Annotated in this window: 17 protein-coding genes; 9 read left to right on the top strand and 8 right to left on the bottom strand. The window is 61.1% G+C overall.

The window, feature by feature from the left end; all coding sequences use genetic code 11:
- Positions 1 to 2 precede the first annotated feature (2 nt).
- On the bottom strand, positions 3 to 1,109 hold the full coding sequence (locus L2I46_RS04445) for an ABC transporter substrate-binding protein (RefSeq protein WP_072096492.1): 1,107 nt from the start codon (positions 1,107 to 1,109) through the stop codon (positions 3 to 5).
- Between L2I46_RS04445 and L2I46_RS04440 the strand changes: the two genes are divergently transcribed.
- Positions 1,102 to 1,245: a hypothetical protein gene (locus L2I46_RS04440; RefSeq protein ID WP_032428606.1), complete on the top strand. Its 144-nt coding sequence runs from the start codon at positions 1,102 to 1,104 to the stop codon at positions 1,243 to 1,245. The two genes, L2I46_RS04445 and L2I46_RS04440, sit on opposite strands and share 8 nt — an antisense overlap.
- A gap of 440 nt (positions 1,246 to 1,685) precedes the next feature.
- Here the strand turns inward: L2I46_RS04440 and eutC are convergent, their stop codons facing one another.
- The 3 genes from eutC to eat are packed head-to-tail and all read right to left on the bottom strand — an operon-like array spanning position 1,686 to position 5,236.
- On the bottom strand, positions 1,686 to 2,462 hold the full coding sequence (eutC, locus tag L2I46_RS04435; protein WP_023288555.1) for an ethanolamine ammonia-lyase subunit EutC: 777 nt from the start codon (positions 2,460 to 2,462) through the stop codon (positions 1,686 to 1,688).
- A complete protein-coding gene (locus tag L2I46_RS04430) occupies positions 2,459 to 3,847 on the bottom strand; it encodes an ethanolamine ammonia-lyase subunit EutB (protein WP_117132783.1) in 1,389 nt (462 codons plus the stop codon). Before L2I46_RS04430 ends, eutC begins: the two co-directional genes overlap by 4 nt.
- A 9-nt stretch (positions 3,848 to 3,856) precedes the next feature.
- Positions 3,857 to 5,236, bottom strand: coding sequence for an ethanolamine permease (gene eat, locus L2I46_RS04425; RefSeq protein ID WP_032453381.1), 1,380 nt, complete (start codon positions 5,234 to 5,236; stop codon positions 3,857 to 3,859).
- 62 nt (positions 5,237 to 5,298) lie between these two features.
- Here eat and L2I46_RS04420 point away from each other — a divergent pair, with 62 nt between their 5' ends.
- The 7 genes from L2I46_RS04420 to tauD all read left to right on the top strand — a co-directional run bounded on the left by L2I46_RS04420 (position 5,299) and on the right by tauD (position 11,476).
- Positions 5,299 to 5,427 (top strand): hypothetical protein, encoded by a 129-nt coding sequence (locus L2I46_RS04420; RefSeq protein ID WP_072199122.1) that lies wholly within the window; start codon positions 5,299 to 5,301, stop codon positions 5,425 to 5,427.
- An 82-nt stretch (positions 5,428 to 5,509) separates the two neighbouring features.
- Complete coding sequence (gene mmuP / locus L2I46_RS04415) at positions 5,510 to 6,919, top strand: S-methylmethionine permease (RefSeq protein ID WP_032453383.1); 1,410 nt, start codon at positions 5,510 to 5,512, stop codon at positions 6,917 to 6,919.
- Positions 6,906 to 7,838 (top strand): homocysteine S-methyltransferase, encoded by a 933-nt coding sequence (gene mmuM / locus L2I46_RS04410; protein ID WP_236947572.1) that lies wholly within the window; start codon positions 6,906 to 6,908, stop codon positions 7,836 to 7,838. The genes mmuP and mmuM overlap by 14 nt, the downstream gene beginning before the upstream one ends.
- Before the next feature lie 224 nt (positions 7,839 to 8,062).
- Positions 8,063 to 9,025 (top strand): taurine ABC transporter substrate-binding protein, encoded by a 963-nt coding sequence (gene tauA / locus L2I46_RS04405; RefSeq protein WP_023288560.1) that lies wholly within the window; start codon positions 8,063 to 8,065, stop codon positions 9,023 to 9,025.
- Between the two features lie 11 nt (positions 9,026 to 9,036).
- Complete coding sequence (tauB, locus tag L2I46_RS04400; protein WP_023288561.1) at positions 9,037 to 9,804, top strand: taurine ABC transporter ATP-binding subunit; 768 nt, start codon at positions 9,037 to 9,039, stop codon at positions 9,802 to 9,804.
- Positions 9,801 to 10,628 carry a taurine ABC transporter permease TauC gene (gene tauC, locus L2I46_RS04395; RefSeq protein WP_032453385.1) on the top strand — a complete coding sequence of 276 codons (828 nt, stop codon included), beginning with the start codon at positions 9,801 to 9,803 and terminating at the stop codon, positions 10,626 to 10,628. Before tauB ends, tauC begins: the two co-directional genes overlap by 4 nt.
- Positions 10,625 to 11,476 carry a taurine dioxygenase gene (tauD, locus tag L2I46_RS04390; protein ID WP_023288563.1) on the top strand — a complete coding sequence of 284 codons (852 nt, stop codon included), beginning with the start codon at positions 10,625 to 10,627 and terminating at the stop codon, positions 11,474 to 11,476. Before tauC ends, tauD begins: the two co-directional genes overlap by 4 nt.
- A gap of 161 nt (positions 11,477 to 11,637) precedes the next feature.
- Here tauD and L2I46_RS04385 read toward each other — a convergent pair whose 3' ends face one another.
- The 4 genes from L2I46_RS04385 to ampH form a co-directional block, all read right to left on the bottom strand.
- Positions 11,638 to 13,356, bottom strand: a complete 1,719-nt coding sequence (locus tag L2I46_RS04385; protein WP_223064031.1) for a lysophospholipid acyltransferase family protein — start codon at positions 13,354 to 13,356, stop codon at positions 11,638 to 11,640.
- A gap of 178 nt (positions 13,357 to 13,534) precedes the next feature.
- Positions 13,535 to 14,026: an REP-associated tyrosine transposase gene (locus L2I46_RS04380; protein ID WP_236947571.1), complete on the bottom strand. Its 492-nt coding sequence runs from the start codon at positions 14,024 to 14,026 to the stop codon at positions 13,535 to 13,537.
- Positions 14,027 to 14,281: 255 nt separating this feature from the next.
- Positions 14,282 to 15,256 (bottom strand): porphobilinogen synthase, encoded by a 975-nt coding sequence (gene hemB, locus L2I46_RS04375; protein ID WP_002890201.1) that lies wholly within the window; start codon positions 15,254 to 15,256, stop codon positions 14,282 to 14,284.
- A gap of 106 nt (positions 15,257 to 15,362) precedes the next feature.
- Complete coding sequence (ampH, locus tag L2I46_RS04370; RefSeq protein ID WP_236947570.1) at positions 15,363 to 16,523, bottom strand: D-alanyl-D-alanine-carboxypeptidase/endopeptidase AmpH; 1,161 nt, start codon at positions 16,521 to 16,523, stop codon at positions 15,363 to 15,365.
- A 219-nt stretch (positions 16,524 to 16,742) separates the two neighbouring features.
- Between ampH and L2I46_RS04365 the strand changes: the two genes are divergently transcribed.
- Positions 16,743 to 17,255 carry an isochorismatase family protein gene (locus L2I46_RS04365; RefSeq protein WP_236947575.1) on the top strand — a complete coding sequence of 171 codons (513 nt, stop codon included), beginning with the start codon at positions 16,743 to 16,745 and terminating at the stop codon, positions 17,253 to 17,255.
- Positions 17,256 to 17,366 lie beyond the last annotated feature (111 nt).

Here is a 17,366-nt window from a genome sequence, read left to right as displayed (position 1 = left end):
ACTTAAGGGTTAACCACGGTACGAAACGCCAGCTTGCCATCTTTCACTTCGTTGATGACCGCGCTGCGAATGGCGTCGCCGTTCTGTAACGTCAGCGTGCCGGTCACGCCCTGGAAATCTTTGGTGGCGCGGATTTTTTCATTCACGCAGACCCGATCGTGGGGATCGCTGCACTGGTTCATGGCGTTGACGATAACGTTATAGGCGTCCGCCGCCATAGCGCCCCAGGTATGGGTCGGCTGCTGGTATTTGGCTTCCCAGGCTTTGATGAAGGTTTCCCCGGCCGGGGTCTGCTCTTTGGCGTTCGGCGAGTAGTAATCGGTGGTCATATAGCCGTTGACCGCGTCTTTACCCACATCGAAGAAGACCTGATCCGCGGCCAGACCGTCGCCGCCGACCACCGGTTTGTTGAGCCCCAGCTGTTTTGACTGCACGGCAATCAGCGCCCCTTCGGTGTAGTAGATCGGCATATAAATCATGTCGACATTCTTCGCCTTGACGCTCGCCAGCTGGGCTTTAAAGTCCTTGCTGCCGCCCGGGGCCTGTACCTCGATGGGAATGGTGCCGCCGTTTTTCAGGAACTGGGTGCGGAACGCTTTCGCCAGGCCGACGGAGTAATCGTTGCTACTGTCAAACACGATGGCGGCGGTTTTGGCTTTCAGATCGCGGGAGGCCAGATTGGCCCCGACCACCCCCTGGAAGCTGTCCGAGAAGCAGACCCGGCTGACGTACGGATGGTTGCGGGTGACGCGGTCGTTGGTGGCGGTGGAGGAGACCAGCGGCGTTTTGCTGTCGTCGGCGATCTTGGTCATCGCCAGGGTGTTGGAGGAGGTAACTTCCCCGATCACGGCATCCACTTTATCGCTGGAGACCAGCCGCTGCATGGCGTTGGCCGCTTCGACTTTGTCGCTTTTATCATCGATAACGATAAGCTTGATGGTATCGCCATTTTTTAACGTCGGGGTGATGGTCTGAATAATGTCCAGCCCTTTCTGCGACGGCTGACCATAGCCGCTGAGGGCGCCGCTCAGGGGTAATACCACCCCGATTTTAATTTCCGCTGCCTGCGCGCTGCTCGCGCCGGCCAGCGCGGCTACCAGCGTGGCCATTAAAGACGCTTTCCCGGAAAACGATTTCATTGGTATTTCTCCGTCGGTCGATTATTTATCTTTAACCATCAATGACTGCATAACATTGAGGAATAATTCGCCAGCGTATCTGGCGAATTATTGGCTGTTATGTTGAATAGATAACGAGATATATACCCTAAATAATTCGAGTCGCATGAAGGCGGCATGTGAGCGAGTCCCCAGACGCTTGCAGAAGTCAGTGACTGGGGGGAGAGAACGCAGTCAACGCACATGCAACTTAAAGTATGACGGGTATTTTTTAAGGCGCTGAATTACCTTACAACGTCCGTTTCGTTTTTACTCATGCAATATTCTTATTACCTGCAGGCAAGGGCATAAGGCTGGTGACAACACGGCTTTTGATACGCTGAACGTATTTTCCCAGGTGGCGGCTGGCGCCTTATCCGGCCTGGAAAAAAAGCAATATAAACCGGTTGGACGGTTTCCACAGGCTCGCGCCAGCGAAGCGCCGCCGGGCGATTTCAGCGCACCCGAATATAATATTCAGGTGCGCCAGGTAATATTAAAAATCTATTCTTCGGCTCGCGTGACTTATTATTTTAAAGGGGTCAATGGTTTTATTTTTCCATGCAGCGCCGGATTATCGCTTTCATCTTTCAGGCGCACGCCGGTAAGCCGTCGTAAAAAAGCCTGCTCCAGCAGCCAGGCCAGTTTAAAGGCGGCGGCGTCATGGCTCAGCCCTTCCGGGCGAATATTGGAGATACAGTTGCGCTCTGACTCCAGCCGCTGCCGATGGGGCTGCCAGGTGAGGTAGACGCCGAGGCTGTCCGGCGAGGAGAGGCCCGGTCGTTCGCCAATCAGGATCGCCACCGCGCGGGCTTTCAGGGTTTCGCCAATATCATCCCCCAGCGCCACCCGCGACTGATGGGCCAGCACCACCGGCGCCAGGCCGATCCCCAGCGTCTGCAGCCAGGGCAGCAGGGCGCGGATCAACGGCACCGCCTGACGCTCTACCGCCCAGGAAGAGAGGCCGTCGCCGATCACCAGCAGCAGGTCGGCGGGGCGGACGCCGCTGGCGGCGAGGTCGGCGCGACTCTCGTCGGCGAGCTGACGCCCGAGATCCGGGCGCCGCAGATAGGTATGACGGTCCGGCGCGGCGCTGTGCACCGTCAGGGTGTCGAGGCCGAGCGCCGCCAGCGGCGCCACCAGCTGCTGGCTGGCGAACGGCTGATGAATGGCGTCCCGCGCTCTGGCGTGGGCCAGACCAAAGTTAAGGACTTCGCGGGTCGGCAGGCTGGCGCCGCTGCGGCCCAGGGCGATCCGCGCATCGGTAAATTCACGCAGCGGGTTCCAGGCGTCGGGACGGTTCATACGGGGGCTCCTTGCGGCAGAACGGACAGCAGCGGATGGCGGGCATCGGTGAGCCGCAGCGCGCCGAGCGGATCGATAATTTGCATCTTCGCCAGCCAGTCGGCGAACTCCGGGGCATGCTTTAAGCCCAGCAGACGACGGGCGTAGAGCGCATCATGGAACGAGGTGCTCTGGTAATTAAGCATGATATCGTCCGCCCCTGGCACGCCGATCAGGAAGGTGAGCCCGGCGGCGCACAGCAGGGTCAGCAGGGTGTCCATATCATCCTGATCCGCTTCCGCGTGGTTGGTATAGCAGACGTCGCAGCCGATCGGCAGGCCCATCAGCTTGCCGCAGAAGTGATCCTCCAGCCCGGCGCGAATAATCTGCTTACCGTCGTAGAGGTACTCCGGACCGATAAAGCCGACCACCGTATTGACCAGCAGCGGTTCAAAGTGGCGGGCGACGGCGTAGGCCCGCGCCTCGCAGGTCTGCTGGTCGACGCCGTGGTGGGCGTTGGCCGACAGGCAGCTCCCCTGGCCGGTCTCAAAATACATTACATTGTTGCCGAGGGTGCCGCGACCGAGGCTGAGGGCCGCCTCGCGGGCCTCCTGCAGCATGGCAAGGTTGATGCCGAAGCCGCTGTTGGCCGCTTCGGTTCCCGCCACCGACTGAAACACCAGATCCACCGGCGCGCCGCGCTCAATCAGCTGCAGCGTATTGGTGACGTGGGTCAGAATGCAGGACTGGGTGGGAATGGCGAAGCGCTGGATAATATCGTCCAGCATCACGTTCAGCTGCGCCAGCACCGGTAAGCTGTCGCTGGCCGGGTTGATGCCGATCACTGCATCCCCGGCGCCGTACAGCAGTCCGTCGAGCATACTGGCGGCGATGCCTTTCAGGTCATCGGTGGGATGATTGGGCTGCAGGCGCACGCTGAGGTGGCCGGGCAGGCCGATGGTGTTGCGAAAGCGCGTCACCACCTGACACTTGCTGGCGGCGAGGATCAGATCCTGATTGCGCATCAGCTTGCTTACCGCCGCCGCCATCTCCGGGGTGATAGCGCGGGCGACCCGCTGCAGCGTGGCGGTATCGGTGGCATCGTCCAGCAGCCAGTCGCGGAAATCGCCGACCGTCAGGTGACGCAGGGCGGCAAAGCCCTGCGCATCATGGGTGTCGAGGATCAGGCGGGTCACTTCGTCCTGCTCGTAGGGGATAAGCGGGTTGTCGAGAATGTCGGTCAGCGGCACCTCGGCGAGGGTCATTTTCGCCGCCATCCGCTCTTCGGCCGAGTGGGCGATAACGCCCGCCAGGGCGTCGCCGGAGCGGGCCGGCGACGCTTTCGCCATCAGCGTTTTCAGACTATCAAAGCGCCATACCTGGCCCGATAGCGTGGTTTTATACATGCCGCCTCCTCAGGAGACCGTGCGCAGTTGAGGATCCACTGGCGCCCGTTCACGGGCCGCTGCGGTTTTGCGGAACCACAGGTAGCCGCCGAGCATCATCGCCGCGAAAATCAGCGCCAGCAGCAGGTTATACCAGACCATCGCCACCAGGCAGATCACCGCCATGCCGAGGGCAAAGGCCGGCGCCAGCGGGTAGAGCGGCGCGCGGAACGGACGGATCAGCTTCGGCTCGCTACGGCGCAGTTTGAACAGCGCCGCCATGGAAGTGATATACATAACAATAGCCCCAAATACCGACATGGTGACGATGCAGGCGGTCAACGGCATGCCGCTGATGGTGATCAGCGAGTCGGAGAAGATCGCGGCGATACCCACCACGCCGCCGGCGAGGATCGCCAGATGCGGGGTGCGGGTGCGGCGGTTGAGGGAGGCCAGCCCGGCGGGCAGATAGCCGGCGCGGGCGAGGGAGTAGATCTGCCGCGAGTAGCCCATAATGATGCCGTGGAAGGAGGCGACGAGGCCAAACAGCCCCAGCCACACCAGCATATGCAGCCAGCCGCTGCCGTTGCCCACCACCGTTTTCATCGCCTGAGGCAGCGGGTCGTTGATATTGGACAGCGCGCGCCAGTCGCCGACGCCGCCGGCGAAGACCATCACGCCGATCGCCAGCACCGTCAGCGTCAGAATGCCGCCGCCCAGGGCGCGCGGAATGGTGCGCTGCGGATCTTTGGCCTCTTCGGCGGCCATGGAAGCCCCCTCAATGGCGAGAAAAAACCAGATAGCGAACGGAATGGCGGCGAACATCCCCGGTAGCGCCAGGCCGCTAAAGCTTTCCGCGCCCGCCCAGCCGTTGGCGGTGAAGTGGCTCCAGGAGAAGCCGGGGGCGACCACGCCCATAAACACCAGCAGCTCGAAGATGGCCAGCAGGGTGACGATCAGCTCGAAGGTGGCGGCGATACCGACGCCGAGGATATTGAGCGTCATAAAGATCACGTAAGCGCCGCAGGCGACCCACTTCGGATCCAGCGCCGGAAACTGCACGTTGAGGTAGGCGCCGATGGCCATGGCGATGGCCGGCGGGGCGAAGACGAATTCAATCAGAGTGGCAAAACCGGCGATAAAGCCGCCGGTGGGCCCGAAGGCGCGGTAGGCGTAGGCGAAAGGGCCGCCAGCGTGCGGGATGGCGGTGGTCAGCTCGGTAAAGCTGAAAATAAAGGCGCAGTACATGGCGGCGACCGCCAGGGCGACGACCATAAACCCCATCGTGCCCGCCTGCGACCAGCCGTAGCTCCAGCCGAAGTACTCCCCGGATATCACCAGTCCGACGGCGATCCCCCATAAACGAAAACTGCCGAGCGTTCTTTTTAAGGTGGTGGTGTGCTCTGTCATACGTGTTGCCTCGCCAGATAGAAAGGTTCTGAACGACAGGCTGCAAAGAGAGTGCCAGAACGTTGTCCGCCGCGATGAGGCGCCAGCCCGTGGCGCGCTCACCGGCGCTGCGCAAAAATGGGGCAGGCTGCACGCTGTCGGCGCGCGACCTGGTGCAGCGGCTTTGCTTTTTTCGCGGTGGCACGGTATAACACTTCTTCTTTTGGATGTTTAGATGTCTATACGTTTATACGCATCATGGCCCGGGCAAGCGGGCTGGCGTGAGAAAATAAAATGCAAAGCACAACACAACAACAAGGTGGGCAACTGAAGCGCACCATGAAAACGCGCCATCTGATCATGCTGTCGCTCGGCGGCGTGATTGGCACCGGCCTGTTCTTTAATACCGGCTATATCATCTCCACCACCGGCGCGGCCGGAACGCTGCTGGCGTATCTGATTGGCGCCCTGGTGGTCTGGCTGGTGATGCAGTGCCTCGGCGAACTGTCGGTGGCGATGCCGGAGACCGGCGCCTTCCATGTTTACGCGGCGCGCTACCTTGGCCCGGCGACGGGCTATACCGTGGCGTGGCTCTACTGGCTGACGTGGACGGTGGCGCTGGGTTCGAGCTTCACCGCCGCCGGCTTCTGTATGCAGTACTGGTTCCCGCAGGTGCCGGTCTGGATCTGGTGCGTGGTGTTTTGCGCGGTGATTTTCGGTCTTAATATCATTTCGACCCGCTTCTTCGCCGAAGGCGAGTTCTGGTTCTCGCTGGTGAAAGTGATCACCATCATCGCGTTTATTATTCTCGGCGGCGCGGCCATTTTCGGCATCATTCCGATGCAGGATGGCTCCCCGGCGCCGGGCCTGCGCAATCTCACCGCCGAAGGCTGGTTCCCGCACGGCGGCCTGCCGATCCTGATGACCATGGTGGCGGTGAACTTCGCCTTCTCCGGGACGGAGCTTATCGGCATTGCCGCCGGAGAGACGGAAAACCCGCATAAGGTCATTCCGGTCGCCATTCGCACCACCATCGCCCGGCTGATTATTTTCTTTATCGGCACCGTGTTTGTGCTGGCGGCGCTGATCCCGATGCAACAGGCGGGGGTGGAGAAAAGCCCCTTCGTGCTGGTGTTTGAAAAGGTGGGCATCCCTTACGCGGCGGATATTTTCAACTTTGTGATCCTGACGGCGATCCTCTCGGCGGCCAACTCCGGCCTGTACGCTTCCGGGCGGATGCTGTGGTCGCTGTCGAACGAGAAGACGCTGCCGGCCTGCTTTGCCAAAGTCAATAAACGGGGCGTGCCGGTGACCGCGCTGTCGGTGAGTATGCTGGGCGGCGTGCTGGCGCTGTTCTCCAGCGTGGTGGCGCCCGATACGGTGTTTGTGGCGCTGTCGGCGATCTCCGGCTTTGCGGTGGTGGCGGTGTGGTTGAGCATTTGCGCCTCGCACTTTATGTTCCGCCGCCGCCATCTGCAGCAGGGTAAGGCGCTGAGCGATCTGCAGTATCGCGCCCCCTGGTATCCGGTGGTGCCGATTCTGGGCTTTGTGCTGTGCCTGGTGGCCTGCGTGGGCCTCGCTTTTGACCCGAGCCAGAGAATTGCGCTGTGGTGCGGGATCCCCTTTGTGGCCCTGTGCTATGGTGCCTGGTATCTTACTCGTTCACGGAAAATGACTCAGGAGCCACAACATGTCGCAGACTAATCCGTTTACCGCCCTGCTTGCCGCCCAGCCTTTTGTGCTGCTGGACGGCGCCATGGCCACCGAGCTGGAGGCCCGCGGCTGCGATCTGGCTGACAGCCTGTGGTCGGCGAAAGTGCTGCTGGAGAACTCGCAGCTGATCCGCGATGTGCATCTCGACTACTTTCGCGCCGGAGCGCAGGTGGCGATCACCGCCAGCTATCAGGCCACTCCCGCCGGCTTTGCCGCGCGCGGCCTGGATGATGCGCAGTCCCGGGCGCTGATCGGCAAAAGCGTCGAGCTGGCGCGCAAAGCGCGCGAGGCGTACCTCGCCGAGAATCCACACGCCGGCACGCTGCTGGTCGCCGGTTCGGTGGGGCCGTATGGCGCCTTTCTCGCCGACGGCTCGGAGTATCGCGGCGATTATCAGCGCAGCGCGGCAGAGTTCCAGGCCTTCCACCGCCCGCGCGTCGAAGCGCTGCTGGATGCGGGCGCCGACCTGCTGGCCTGTGAAACCCTGCCGTCATTCGCCGAGATCCAGGCCCTGACAGCCCTGCTGCAGGAGTATCCCCGCGCCCGCGCCTGGTACTCCTTCACGCTGCGCGACGCCGAACATCTCAGCGATGGCACGCCGCTGCGCGAGGTGATGGCCGCCCTGGCGGATAACCCGCAGGTGGTGGCGGTGGGCATCAACTGTATCGCGCTGGAAAATACGCCCGCGGCGCTGGCGCATCTGCACAGCCTGACGGCGCTGCCGCTGGTGGTCTATCCTAACTCCGGTGAGCATTATGATGCGGTGAGCAAGACCTGGCACCATCATGGCGAAGCCTGCGCCAGCCTGGCGGATTATCTGCCGCAGTGGCTGGCGGCCGGGGCGAGGCTGATCGGCGGCTGCTGCCGCACCACGCCGAAGGATATCGCTGAGCTTAACGCGAAGCGCTGAGTTTTTTGCCGGGTGGCGCTGCGCTTACCCGGCCTACATATGGCGCGATCTGTAGGCCGGGCAAGGCGTCAACCCTCTGCCGCCAACTCACCGCGCAAAATCAACTATCCTTTCCCGCTTTTGTTCTAAAAACGATTCGCTATTAGCCAGAATTTTTAATTACTTCATCTCCATCCTGATGCCGGAAATACTGCACCTATAACAACTCAGGGGAAGCAGACATTATGGCATTCACATCGCGAATTACTCTTCTGGCGGCGCTGGCCGTCGCCGCCTTCCAGGCGCAGGCGGTCAATGTGACCGTGGCGTATCAAACCTCCGCTGAGCCGGCGAAAGTCGCCCAGGCGGACAACACCTTCGCCAAAACCAGCGGGGCGACCGTCGACTGGCGGAAATTTGACAGCGGCGCCAGCGTGGTGCGCGCCCTGGCCTCCGGCGATGTGCAGATCGGCAATATCGGCTCCAGCCCGCTGGCGGTGGCCGCCAGCCAGCAGGTGCCGATTGAAGTGTTCCTGCTCGCTTCAAAGCTCGGCAACTCCGAAGCGCTGGTGGTGAAGAAAAGCATCACCAAACCGGAAGATCTGATCGGCAAGCGCATCGCCGTGCCGTTTATCTCCACCACCCACTACAGCCTGCTGTCGGCGCTCAAACACTGGGGCATCAAGCCGGGCCAGGTGCAGATTATTAACCTGCAGCCGCCGGCGATTATCGCCGCCTGGCAGCGCGGGGATATCGACGGGGCTTACGTCTGGGCGCCAGCGGTTAACGAACTGGAAAAAGAGGGCAAGGTGCTGACCGATTCCGCGCAGGTCGGGGAGTGGGGCGCACCGACCCTCGACGTCTGGGTGGTCCGTAAGGACTTCGCCGAGCAGCATCCGGAGATCGTCAAAGCGTTTGCTAAAAGCGCCATCGACGCTCAGCAGCCCTACATCGCCAACCCGGATGAGTGGCTGAAGCAGCCGGACAACATCAGCAAGCTGGCACGCCTGAGCGGCGTGCCGGAAGCCGATGTCCCGGGGCTGGTGAAGGGGAACACCTACCTGACCGCCGCTGAGCAGGCGCAGGCGCTGAACGGGCCGGTCAATCAGGCCATCGTCGATACCGCGCGCTTTCTGAAAGAGCAGGGCAAAGTGCCCGCGGCGGGAACCGATTATCGTCAGTATGTTACTGACCGTTTCGTGAAGTAAAGGAGGCGGCGATGCTGCAAATCTCGCATCTTTCCGCCGACTACGGCGGTAAACCGGCGCTGGCGGATATCAACCTGACGCTGGAGAGTGGGGAGCTGCTGGTGGTGCTGGGGCCTTCGGGCTGCGGTAAAACTACCCTGCTGAACCTGATTGCCGGATTCGTGCCCTATCAGCACGGCAGCATCACCCTCGAAGGTCAGCGGGTGACCGGGCCGGGCGCAGAGCGCGGCGTGGTCTTCCAGAACGAAGGCCTGCTGCCATGGCGCAATGTGCAGGATAACGTGGCGCTGGGGCTGCAGCTGGCGGGCGTGGATAAAGCGCAGCGGCGGCAAGCGGCGGCGCAGATGCTGAAAAAGGTTGGCCTCGAAGGGGCGGAAAAGCGCTTTATCTGGCAGCTGTCCGGCGGTCAACGCCAGCGGGTGGGCATCGCCCGGGCGCTGGCGGCGAATCCGCAGCTGTTGCTGCTGGATGAGCCCTTCGGCGCGCTTGACGCCTTTACCCGCGAGCAGATGCAAACGCTGCTGCTGACCCTCTGGCATGAGACCGGCAAACAGGTGCTGCTCATCACCCATGACATTGAAGAGGCCATCTTTATGGCGACCGAGCTGGTGCTGCTGTCGCCGGGGCCGGGGCGGGTGGTGGAGCGGCTGCCGCTGGATTTCAGCCGCCGCTTTGTCGCGGGCGAACCCTGCCGCAGCATCAAATCCGACCCGCGGTTTATTGAACAGCGGGAATACATTCTGAGCCGGGTGTTTGACCAACGGGAGGCTTTCTCATGAGCGTGGTACTGAACGACAAACCGCGTCAACTGACGCTGAAGTGGCGCTGGCCGCTCTCCCGTCAGCTCACCCTCAGCGTGGCGACCCTGGCGGTGTTGCTGGCCGTCTGGTGGGCGGTCGCAGCGCTGCAGCTGATTAGCCCGCTGTTTCTGCCGCCGCCGGGCCAGGTGCTGCAGAAGCTTATCACTATCGCCGGGCCGCAGGGCTTTATGGATGCGACGCTCTGGCAGCACCTGGCGGCGAGCCTGACGCGGATCGTTATCGCTCTGCTGGCGGCGGTGCTGATCGGCGTGCCGGTGGGGATCGCCATGGGGCTCAACTCAACGGTGCGCGGGATCCTCGATCCGCTGATCGAGCTTTATCGGCCGGTGCCGCCGCTGGCCTACTTACCGCTGATGGTGATCTGGTTTGGCATCGGTGAAACGTCGAAGATCCTGCTGATCTACCTGGCGATTTTCGCCCCGGTAGCGATGTCGGCGCTGGCGGGGGTAAAAAGCGCGCAGCAGGTGCGGATTCGCGCCGCCCGTTCGCTGGGCGCCAGCCGGGCGCAGGTGCTGTGGCTGGTGATCCTGCCCGGCGCGCTGCCGGAGATCCTCACCGGGCTGCGCATTGGTCTTGGCGTCGGTTGGTCAACGCTGGTGGCCGCTGAGCTGATCGCCGCCACCCGCGGGTTAGGATTTATGGTGCAGTCCGCCGGCGAGTTTCTCGCCACTGATGTGGTGCTGGCGGGGATCGCGGTGATTGCCATTATCGCCTTTTTACTGGAACTGGGTCTGCGCGCGCTGCAGCGGCGCCTGACGCCCTGGCATGGAGAAGTACAATGAGTGAACGTCTGAGCATTACCCCGCTGGGGCCGTATATTGGCGCGCAGGTGACCGGGGCGGATTTAACCCGTCCGCTGAGCGACAACCAGTTTGAGCAGCTGTATCACGCGGTGCTGCGTCATCAGGTGGTATTCCTGCGCGAGCAAAATATCACCCCGGCGCAACAGCGCGACCTGGCGCTGCGGTTTGGCGACCTGCATATTCATCCGGTCTACCCTCACGCCCCAGGCGTCGAGGAGATTATCGTCCTCGATACCCACAACGATAATCCGCCGGATAATGACAACTGGCATACCGATGTCACCTTTATCGACACGCCGCCCGCCGGCGCTATTCTGGCGGCGAAAGAGTTGCCGACGACCGGCGGGGACACTCTGTGGACCAGCGGTATCGCCGCCTGGGAGGCGCTGTCAGAGCCCTTCCGGCAGCTGCTGAGCGGCCTGCATGCGGAACACGATTTCCGTAAATCGTTCCAGGAGTATAAGTACAACCACACGGAAGCCGAGCATCGGCGCTGGCAGGAGGCGGTGGCGAAGCATCCGCCGCTGCTGCACCCGGTGGTGCGTACCCACCCGGTGACCGGCAAGCAGGCGCTGTTCGTTAACGAAGGCTTTACCACGCGGATTGTCGACGTGACCGAGAAAGAGAGCGCGGCGCTGCTGAGCTTCCTGTTTGCCCATATCACCAAACCGGAGTTTCAGGTGCGCTGGCGCTGGCAGCCGAACGATGTCGCTATCTGGGATAACCGGGTAACCCAGCATTACGCCAACGCCGACTATCTGCCGCAGCGGCGGATCATGCACCGGGCGACGATCCTTGGCGATAAGCCGTATTACCGGGCGGGGTAAGGCTTGTATTAGCCGCGAGCCGCGGAGAAAAGCGGATGCTGCATTGCCCGCTGCTTCCCGGAGGCGGCGCCTGACGCGCCTTTTCCGGGCGACCGAACCGTCGGAAACGGTGAACCGTAGCCCGGCTAAGGCGCAACGCGCCGCAAGCCGGGAAAAAGCGTTTATGCCGATTTTTGCGCACCCAGATGCGCGCCAATATAGCGCTGATAGCGATTCGCCTTCAGGTAGGTGAGATCCACCAGCACCAGACCATCCACGCAGTTATTGAAATCCGGATCGCTGCCGAAATCGATAAACTGCACTCCGCCCGGCTCGCAGACTTCCGAGTACTGCTTATACAGCGGCGGGATTGCGCAGCCGAGATTGCCCAGCAGGGACTTCAGCCGGGCCAGGTCGTCGTTGTAATCCTCCCCGCCAAACTGCGCCAGCACGTCGGGCAGCGACGCCGGATAAGGGCGACGCGACTCCGCCAGCGGATGCGTCGCCGGGAACCACAGCCGGTAGAACGCCACCAGCAGATCGCGAGCGGCGGGCGGCAGCCCGCCAGAAATCGACACCGGGCCAAACAGATAGCGATAGTGCGGATAGCGCGCCAGATAAGCGCCGATGCCGGACCACAGATAGTCCAGCCCGCGTCGACCCCAGTAGCGCGGCTGGATAAAGCTGCGCCCCAGCTCAATGCCGTGCTGCAGGATGTCGTCCATCCGCCCGTCGTAGTGGAAGAGACTGGAGCTGTAGATCCCCTCCAGGCCGCGCTTTGCCAGCTGTATGGCCGTCGGCATAAAGCGGTATGCGCCGACGATTTCCAGATCTTCTTCATCCCACAGGATCAGATGCAGATAGTCGTCATCATACCGGTCGATATCCCGCCGTTTACCGCTGCCTTCCCCGACCGCGCGGAAGGCGATTTCCCGCAGGCGTCCCAGCTCGCGCAGCAGCGGCGCCTCCTCCTGGCCGTTGCGCTGCCAGAGGTAAATCACTTTGCCGTCGGCGGTGCGGCCCAGGCATTCGGCCTTGTGCAGTTCGCGTTTAAGCCGCGCCCGGTCTTCCGGACGGGCGATGGCGCTTTCGGTTTTAAACCGCCCCGGCAGCCCTTTGCGCAGCTGGTCAAGGTGCTGATAGCAGCGGCCGGTAAGCTCGCGAGCGCTGGACTGGGTATCGAACCAGCTCGACCAGGGGATCTGCTGGCCGATGCGCACCGGCAGGCTGCTGTTGCGCCGGCGAAACATCTGTTGCATCAGCAGGAGCAGCGGCAGGTTGTCGGAGACCAGGGTGCTGGCGTAAAACAGGGCGCTGTTGTGGGCGTTAATCCACGCCGGCAGCAGCGGGGCGCGATATTTCGCCGCCAGCTTAATAAAGCCCGAGTGCCATTTTTTATCGCGGATGCCGCGACGGGTTAGGCGGGAGACTTCCCCCGCCGGGAAGAAGATCAGCACCCCGCCGGCCTGCAGCTGCTGGTCCATCTGCTGCAGCGCCGTTTTAGCGGTGCGGCCATGAATATTATCCACCGGGATAAACAGCGAGCTCAGGGGCTCAAGGTGGGTGAGCATGCGGTTGGTGACCACTTTGACATCGCGGCGCACGCGGGATACCGCATACAGGAGCGCCAGGCCGTCGAGGGTGCCGGTGGGGTGGTTGGCGATAATGACCAGCGGGCCATATTCGGGGATTTGTTCGAGATCGTGCGCCGGGATAGCGCAGCGGATATTGAGGTATTCCAGCACCTGTTCGACCGTATCAAGCCCCTTCAGGTGGCGGTGACGGTCGGCAAATTGTTGAAACTCTTCCTCATAAAATAGCTTTTTTAACAGTTTCTTTTGCCAGGGGGCGGGCCTCGCCTGAGGCCACAGGTCATCGAGTACGTTGTCGAGACTAAACATAGTGGCTCCTCCTCCGTCCTGCCCAGACAGTAGAAGGTAGAGATGTCGTTCAGATTACAGTTGGGTGAAGTTTCGCTCGCAGCGGGGGAGGTTTCCCGGATAGCGGCTAACGCCTCATCCGGGCTACGGTTGGCGCCGATTTGTAGCCCCGGTAAGCGTCAGCGCCACCGGGGAGAGGCTATCGGCGTTCACCGCAGCTAAGATCAAAGCTATCGCCAGCCCAATTTGGGGGATATAGCCCGCGCTGGACATCGCGATGAAAGGTTGAAAATGGCCAATTGATCACCCGGGTGACCCAGCCATGCTTAAGTGGATTGATATGGATGTAATCAACGTGTCGGCGGTAATCATCTTCATCGCGTATGGCATGCTCCCAGAAGCGCGGTTGCCAGAGGGGTTGTCGTTTTAACGTTCTGGTAAAACAGCCTTTGATATCTCTCCAGCGTGAAGAAAAATCGTCATCATTATGAGGTAGTGTCCAGATGCAATGCAGATGTTCAGGCAACACCACCCAGGCATCAATAATAAAGGGGCGATGTTGTTTAACAACGGCGACAGAGTAGCGCAATAATTCTATGTTTTCAGTTAGGTGCATGCTTCTACGGTTTTTAAGGTTAACAGTGAAGAACCAGGTTCCCCCCTTAATGTAATAACGTCGATAAGCCACCACAGGATCTCCTGGAATTCGGTATTTATGATGTGGTTTAACACGTTAGAAGGCGAAATCCGGTACGCCAAGGAGAAGGCGCAGAAGGTGGAAAGCGGCGCGCAAAGTTTTAGCTACAGATATTGGTTAGCGCCTGTCCCCGGATAGCGGCGCAAGCGCCTTATCCGGGCTACGGTGTGGTGGTCGCGATAAATACAGCGCACCGGGGATGAGGTTTGGTCGCCCCGGTAAGCGCAGCGCCACCGGGGAGAGGGAGGCTTAACGGAGGATTTTTTTCTCGGCCAGGTCGAGGGCGAAATAGCTGAAGATCAGGTCGGCGCCCGCGCGTTTGATAGCGCCAAGGCTTTCCAGAACCACTTTCTCTTCATCGATAGCGCCCGCCTGGGCGGCGAATTTGATCATCGCGTACTCCCCGCTGACCTGATACGCGCCGAGCGGCAGATCGCTGCGCTCGCGGATATCGCGCAGAATATCCAGGTAGGCGCCGGCCGGTTTCACCATCAGGCAGTCGGCGCCCTGGGCTTCATCGAGCAGCGACTCGCGAATGGCTTCCCGGCGGTTCATCGGGCTCATCTGATAGGTTTTACGATCGCCCTTCAGCGCGGTACCGGCCGCTTCGCGGAACGGGCCGTAGAAGGAAGACGCGAACTTGGTCGAGTAGGACATGATCGCCGTATTGGTGAAGCCGGCAGCGTCCAGCGAGCGGCGAATCGCCTGCACCTGACCATCCATCGCGGCGGAAGGGGCGATGAAGTCCGCGCCGGCGGCGGCGGCGACAACGGCCTGTTTGCCGAGGTTTTCCAGGGTCGCGTCGTTGTCCACCCCGTGGTCGCACAGCACGCCACAGTGGCCGTGGGAGGTGTATTCGCAGAAGCAGGTATCGGACATGACGATCATCTCCGGCACCGTGGACTTACAGATCCGCGACATACGCGCCACCAGACCATTTTCATTCCAGGTATCGCTGCCGGTGGCGTCGGTGTGATGAGAAATGCCAAAGGTCATCACCGAGCGAATGCCGGCATTGGCGATGCGTTCGATCTCACGCGCCAGATATTTTTCCGGAATACGCATCACGCCGGGCATAGCCTCGATCGCTTTGTAATCATCAATTTCTTCTTCAACAAAGATCGGCAACACCAGGTCGTTCAAACTCAGTGTTGTCTCTTCAAACAGGGCGCGCAGCGCAGCGGATTGACGCAGGCGGCGGGGGCGAGTGATTAAATCTGTCATGGTTTGCCTGATTTTGTGAAATGAAAGACGGTAGTGTAACTGAAATGGCAGCGGGATGTTTCGCCAAAACGATCGTTATGTCGCATCGGCGAAACCTCCTCCGGGCTTACTGGCTGGCCGTCTGCATGTTGGGCTGCGCGCCGCTCAGCTCGCTGACCAGGTCGTTGATGCCATCGCTCATATTGTTGAAGCGGGTTAACGGCGAGCGGGTCACCACCACAAAAGCGCCGACGTTAGCCTGCGGATTCATCGCCATATAGGTGATAAACCCGCCGCCGCCGCCGGTTTTCTGAATAATCCCCGGATGGCCATTCTTCGGCTTCATATACACCCAGCCAAGCCCCAGCGCGTCGGCGCGGCCCGGCACGTCCATACCGATCACCCGGGTCAGCTGGTTACGCTGATAAATCAGCGTCTGCATCCGGTCGGCCTGCTGGCCGCGGGTATAGAAATCGGATGACAGGAACTGCTGCATCCAGCGCATCATATCCCCCGGCGTCGAGTAGACTCCGCCGCTGCCGATCGCCGCCAGGGTGTTGTTGCACGGGCTGGCGCCTTTTTCCGGGATCATCAGCCGCTGGCACTGGTCCGGCGACGGGGTAAAGGTGGTGTCCTTCATCCCCAGCGGTCGGGTGATCTGCTCTTCAAATAGCTGCGGATAAGGTTTGCCGGCGGCGGTGGAGAGCGCGTCCGCCAGCAAATCGAAGGCCAGGTTGGAGTAGGCCGCCTGCGAGCCCGGCGCGGTCTTCAGGGTCGCGGTAGAGAGCCAGCTCCAGCGCTGCTGGCGGGTCGGCCAGACAAACACCGGGCGATGGGCGGCGCCGCCAGGCTGTTCGCGCGGCAGGGCGCTGGTATGGGTCGCGAGATTCACCAGGGTGATCGGTTTTCCCTGCCAGTCAGGCACCCGGGCGCCCGGCGGGGCGTATTTGCTCAGCGGATCGTCGAGTTTCACCACCCCCTGGTCGAGCAGCTTCACCAGCATCTCGCTGGTCATCAGTTTGCTGAGGGAGGCGATACGGATCACCGAGTCGAGCTGCGGGTGCTGATTATTCCCGGGGCGGGTTTCGCCAAAGCTGCGAAACACACGCTGATTGCCATCGATCACCACCAGCGCCATGCCGGTGGCGCCGCTGCCGTAGTAGATTTGATTGGCGTAACGATCGACCACATCCGAGGCGAAAACCGGGTCAACGGTGGGCTGTACGGCCTGCGCCGAGGTCCACGACGCCGCGCACAGCGCAGCAAAAATGAGCAAACTACGTTTCAACGGAAATCATCCATTAAATAAATAAAAGAGAAGAGGGTATTTATACTACGAAGTGGCGCAGAACAAAGCGGGATTCACGACATTCCTGCAGGAAAAAGGTAACGGTGCGTAAAAAAGACTTTTTTACGCTTTCGGATATCGGCTTTTTTCGCCGGCGCGTATGATGACCGTTTGGCTGAAGGTTCGCGGGAGAAAACAATGGCGGCTCAACGGGTAGTGATGGTCGTGGATATGCAAAACGGCGTGTTCGCCACGCCGCGTCTGGCGCGCGAGCGCTGCGTCGCGCAAATTAATCGTCTGGTGCGCGCGGCGGATAAGGTCATTTTTATTCAACATGATGAGGCCGGCGGCCTCGAAGCCGGCAGCGAAGGCTTCGCCCTGCTCCCTGAGCTGGAGCAGCCGGCCGGCGCGCTCTATGTCACTAAAACCGCCTGCGACGCCTTCTACCACACCTCGCTGGAGCAGGTGCTGCGGGAACACGACATTCAGCAGTTTGTCATCTGCGGTTGCGCCACCGACTACTGCCTCGACACCACCATTAAAAACGGCGCCAGCCGCGGATACGGCATTATTATCGCGGAAGATGCCCACACCACCGCCAACCGCCCCGCCGCGCAGGCCGCGACGCTCATCGCCCACTACAATGAGGTGTGGCGAACGCTGACCGTTCCTGGCAATCCTTTACAGGTGAAACCCACAGAAACAATTCTGCACGCCTGGCAGCAGAACTAAGCTGTTGATATCCGGTCTTATCATCCGTCTGCCCCGCGAGAACGCTTTCACGCGGCGGCCGACGTATGCGTCGTATACAGCAATAGCAGAACGATAAGAAGTTAGCAGGAG

This window comes from Klebsiella sp. 2019SCSN059 (assembly GCF_021739525.1).
Lineage (GTDB): Bacteria > Pseudomonadota > Gammaproteobacteria > Enterobacterales > Enterobacteriaceae > Klebsiella > Klebsiella quasipneumoniae.
This window is presented reverse-complemented; position numbering and strand designations above follow the sequence as displayed.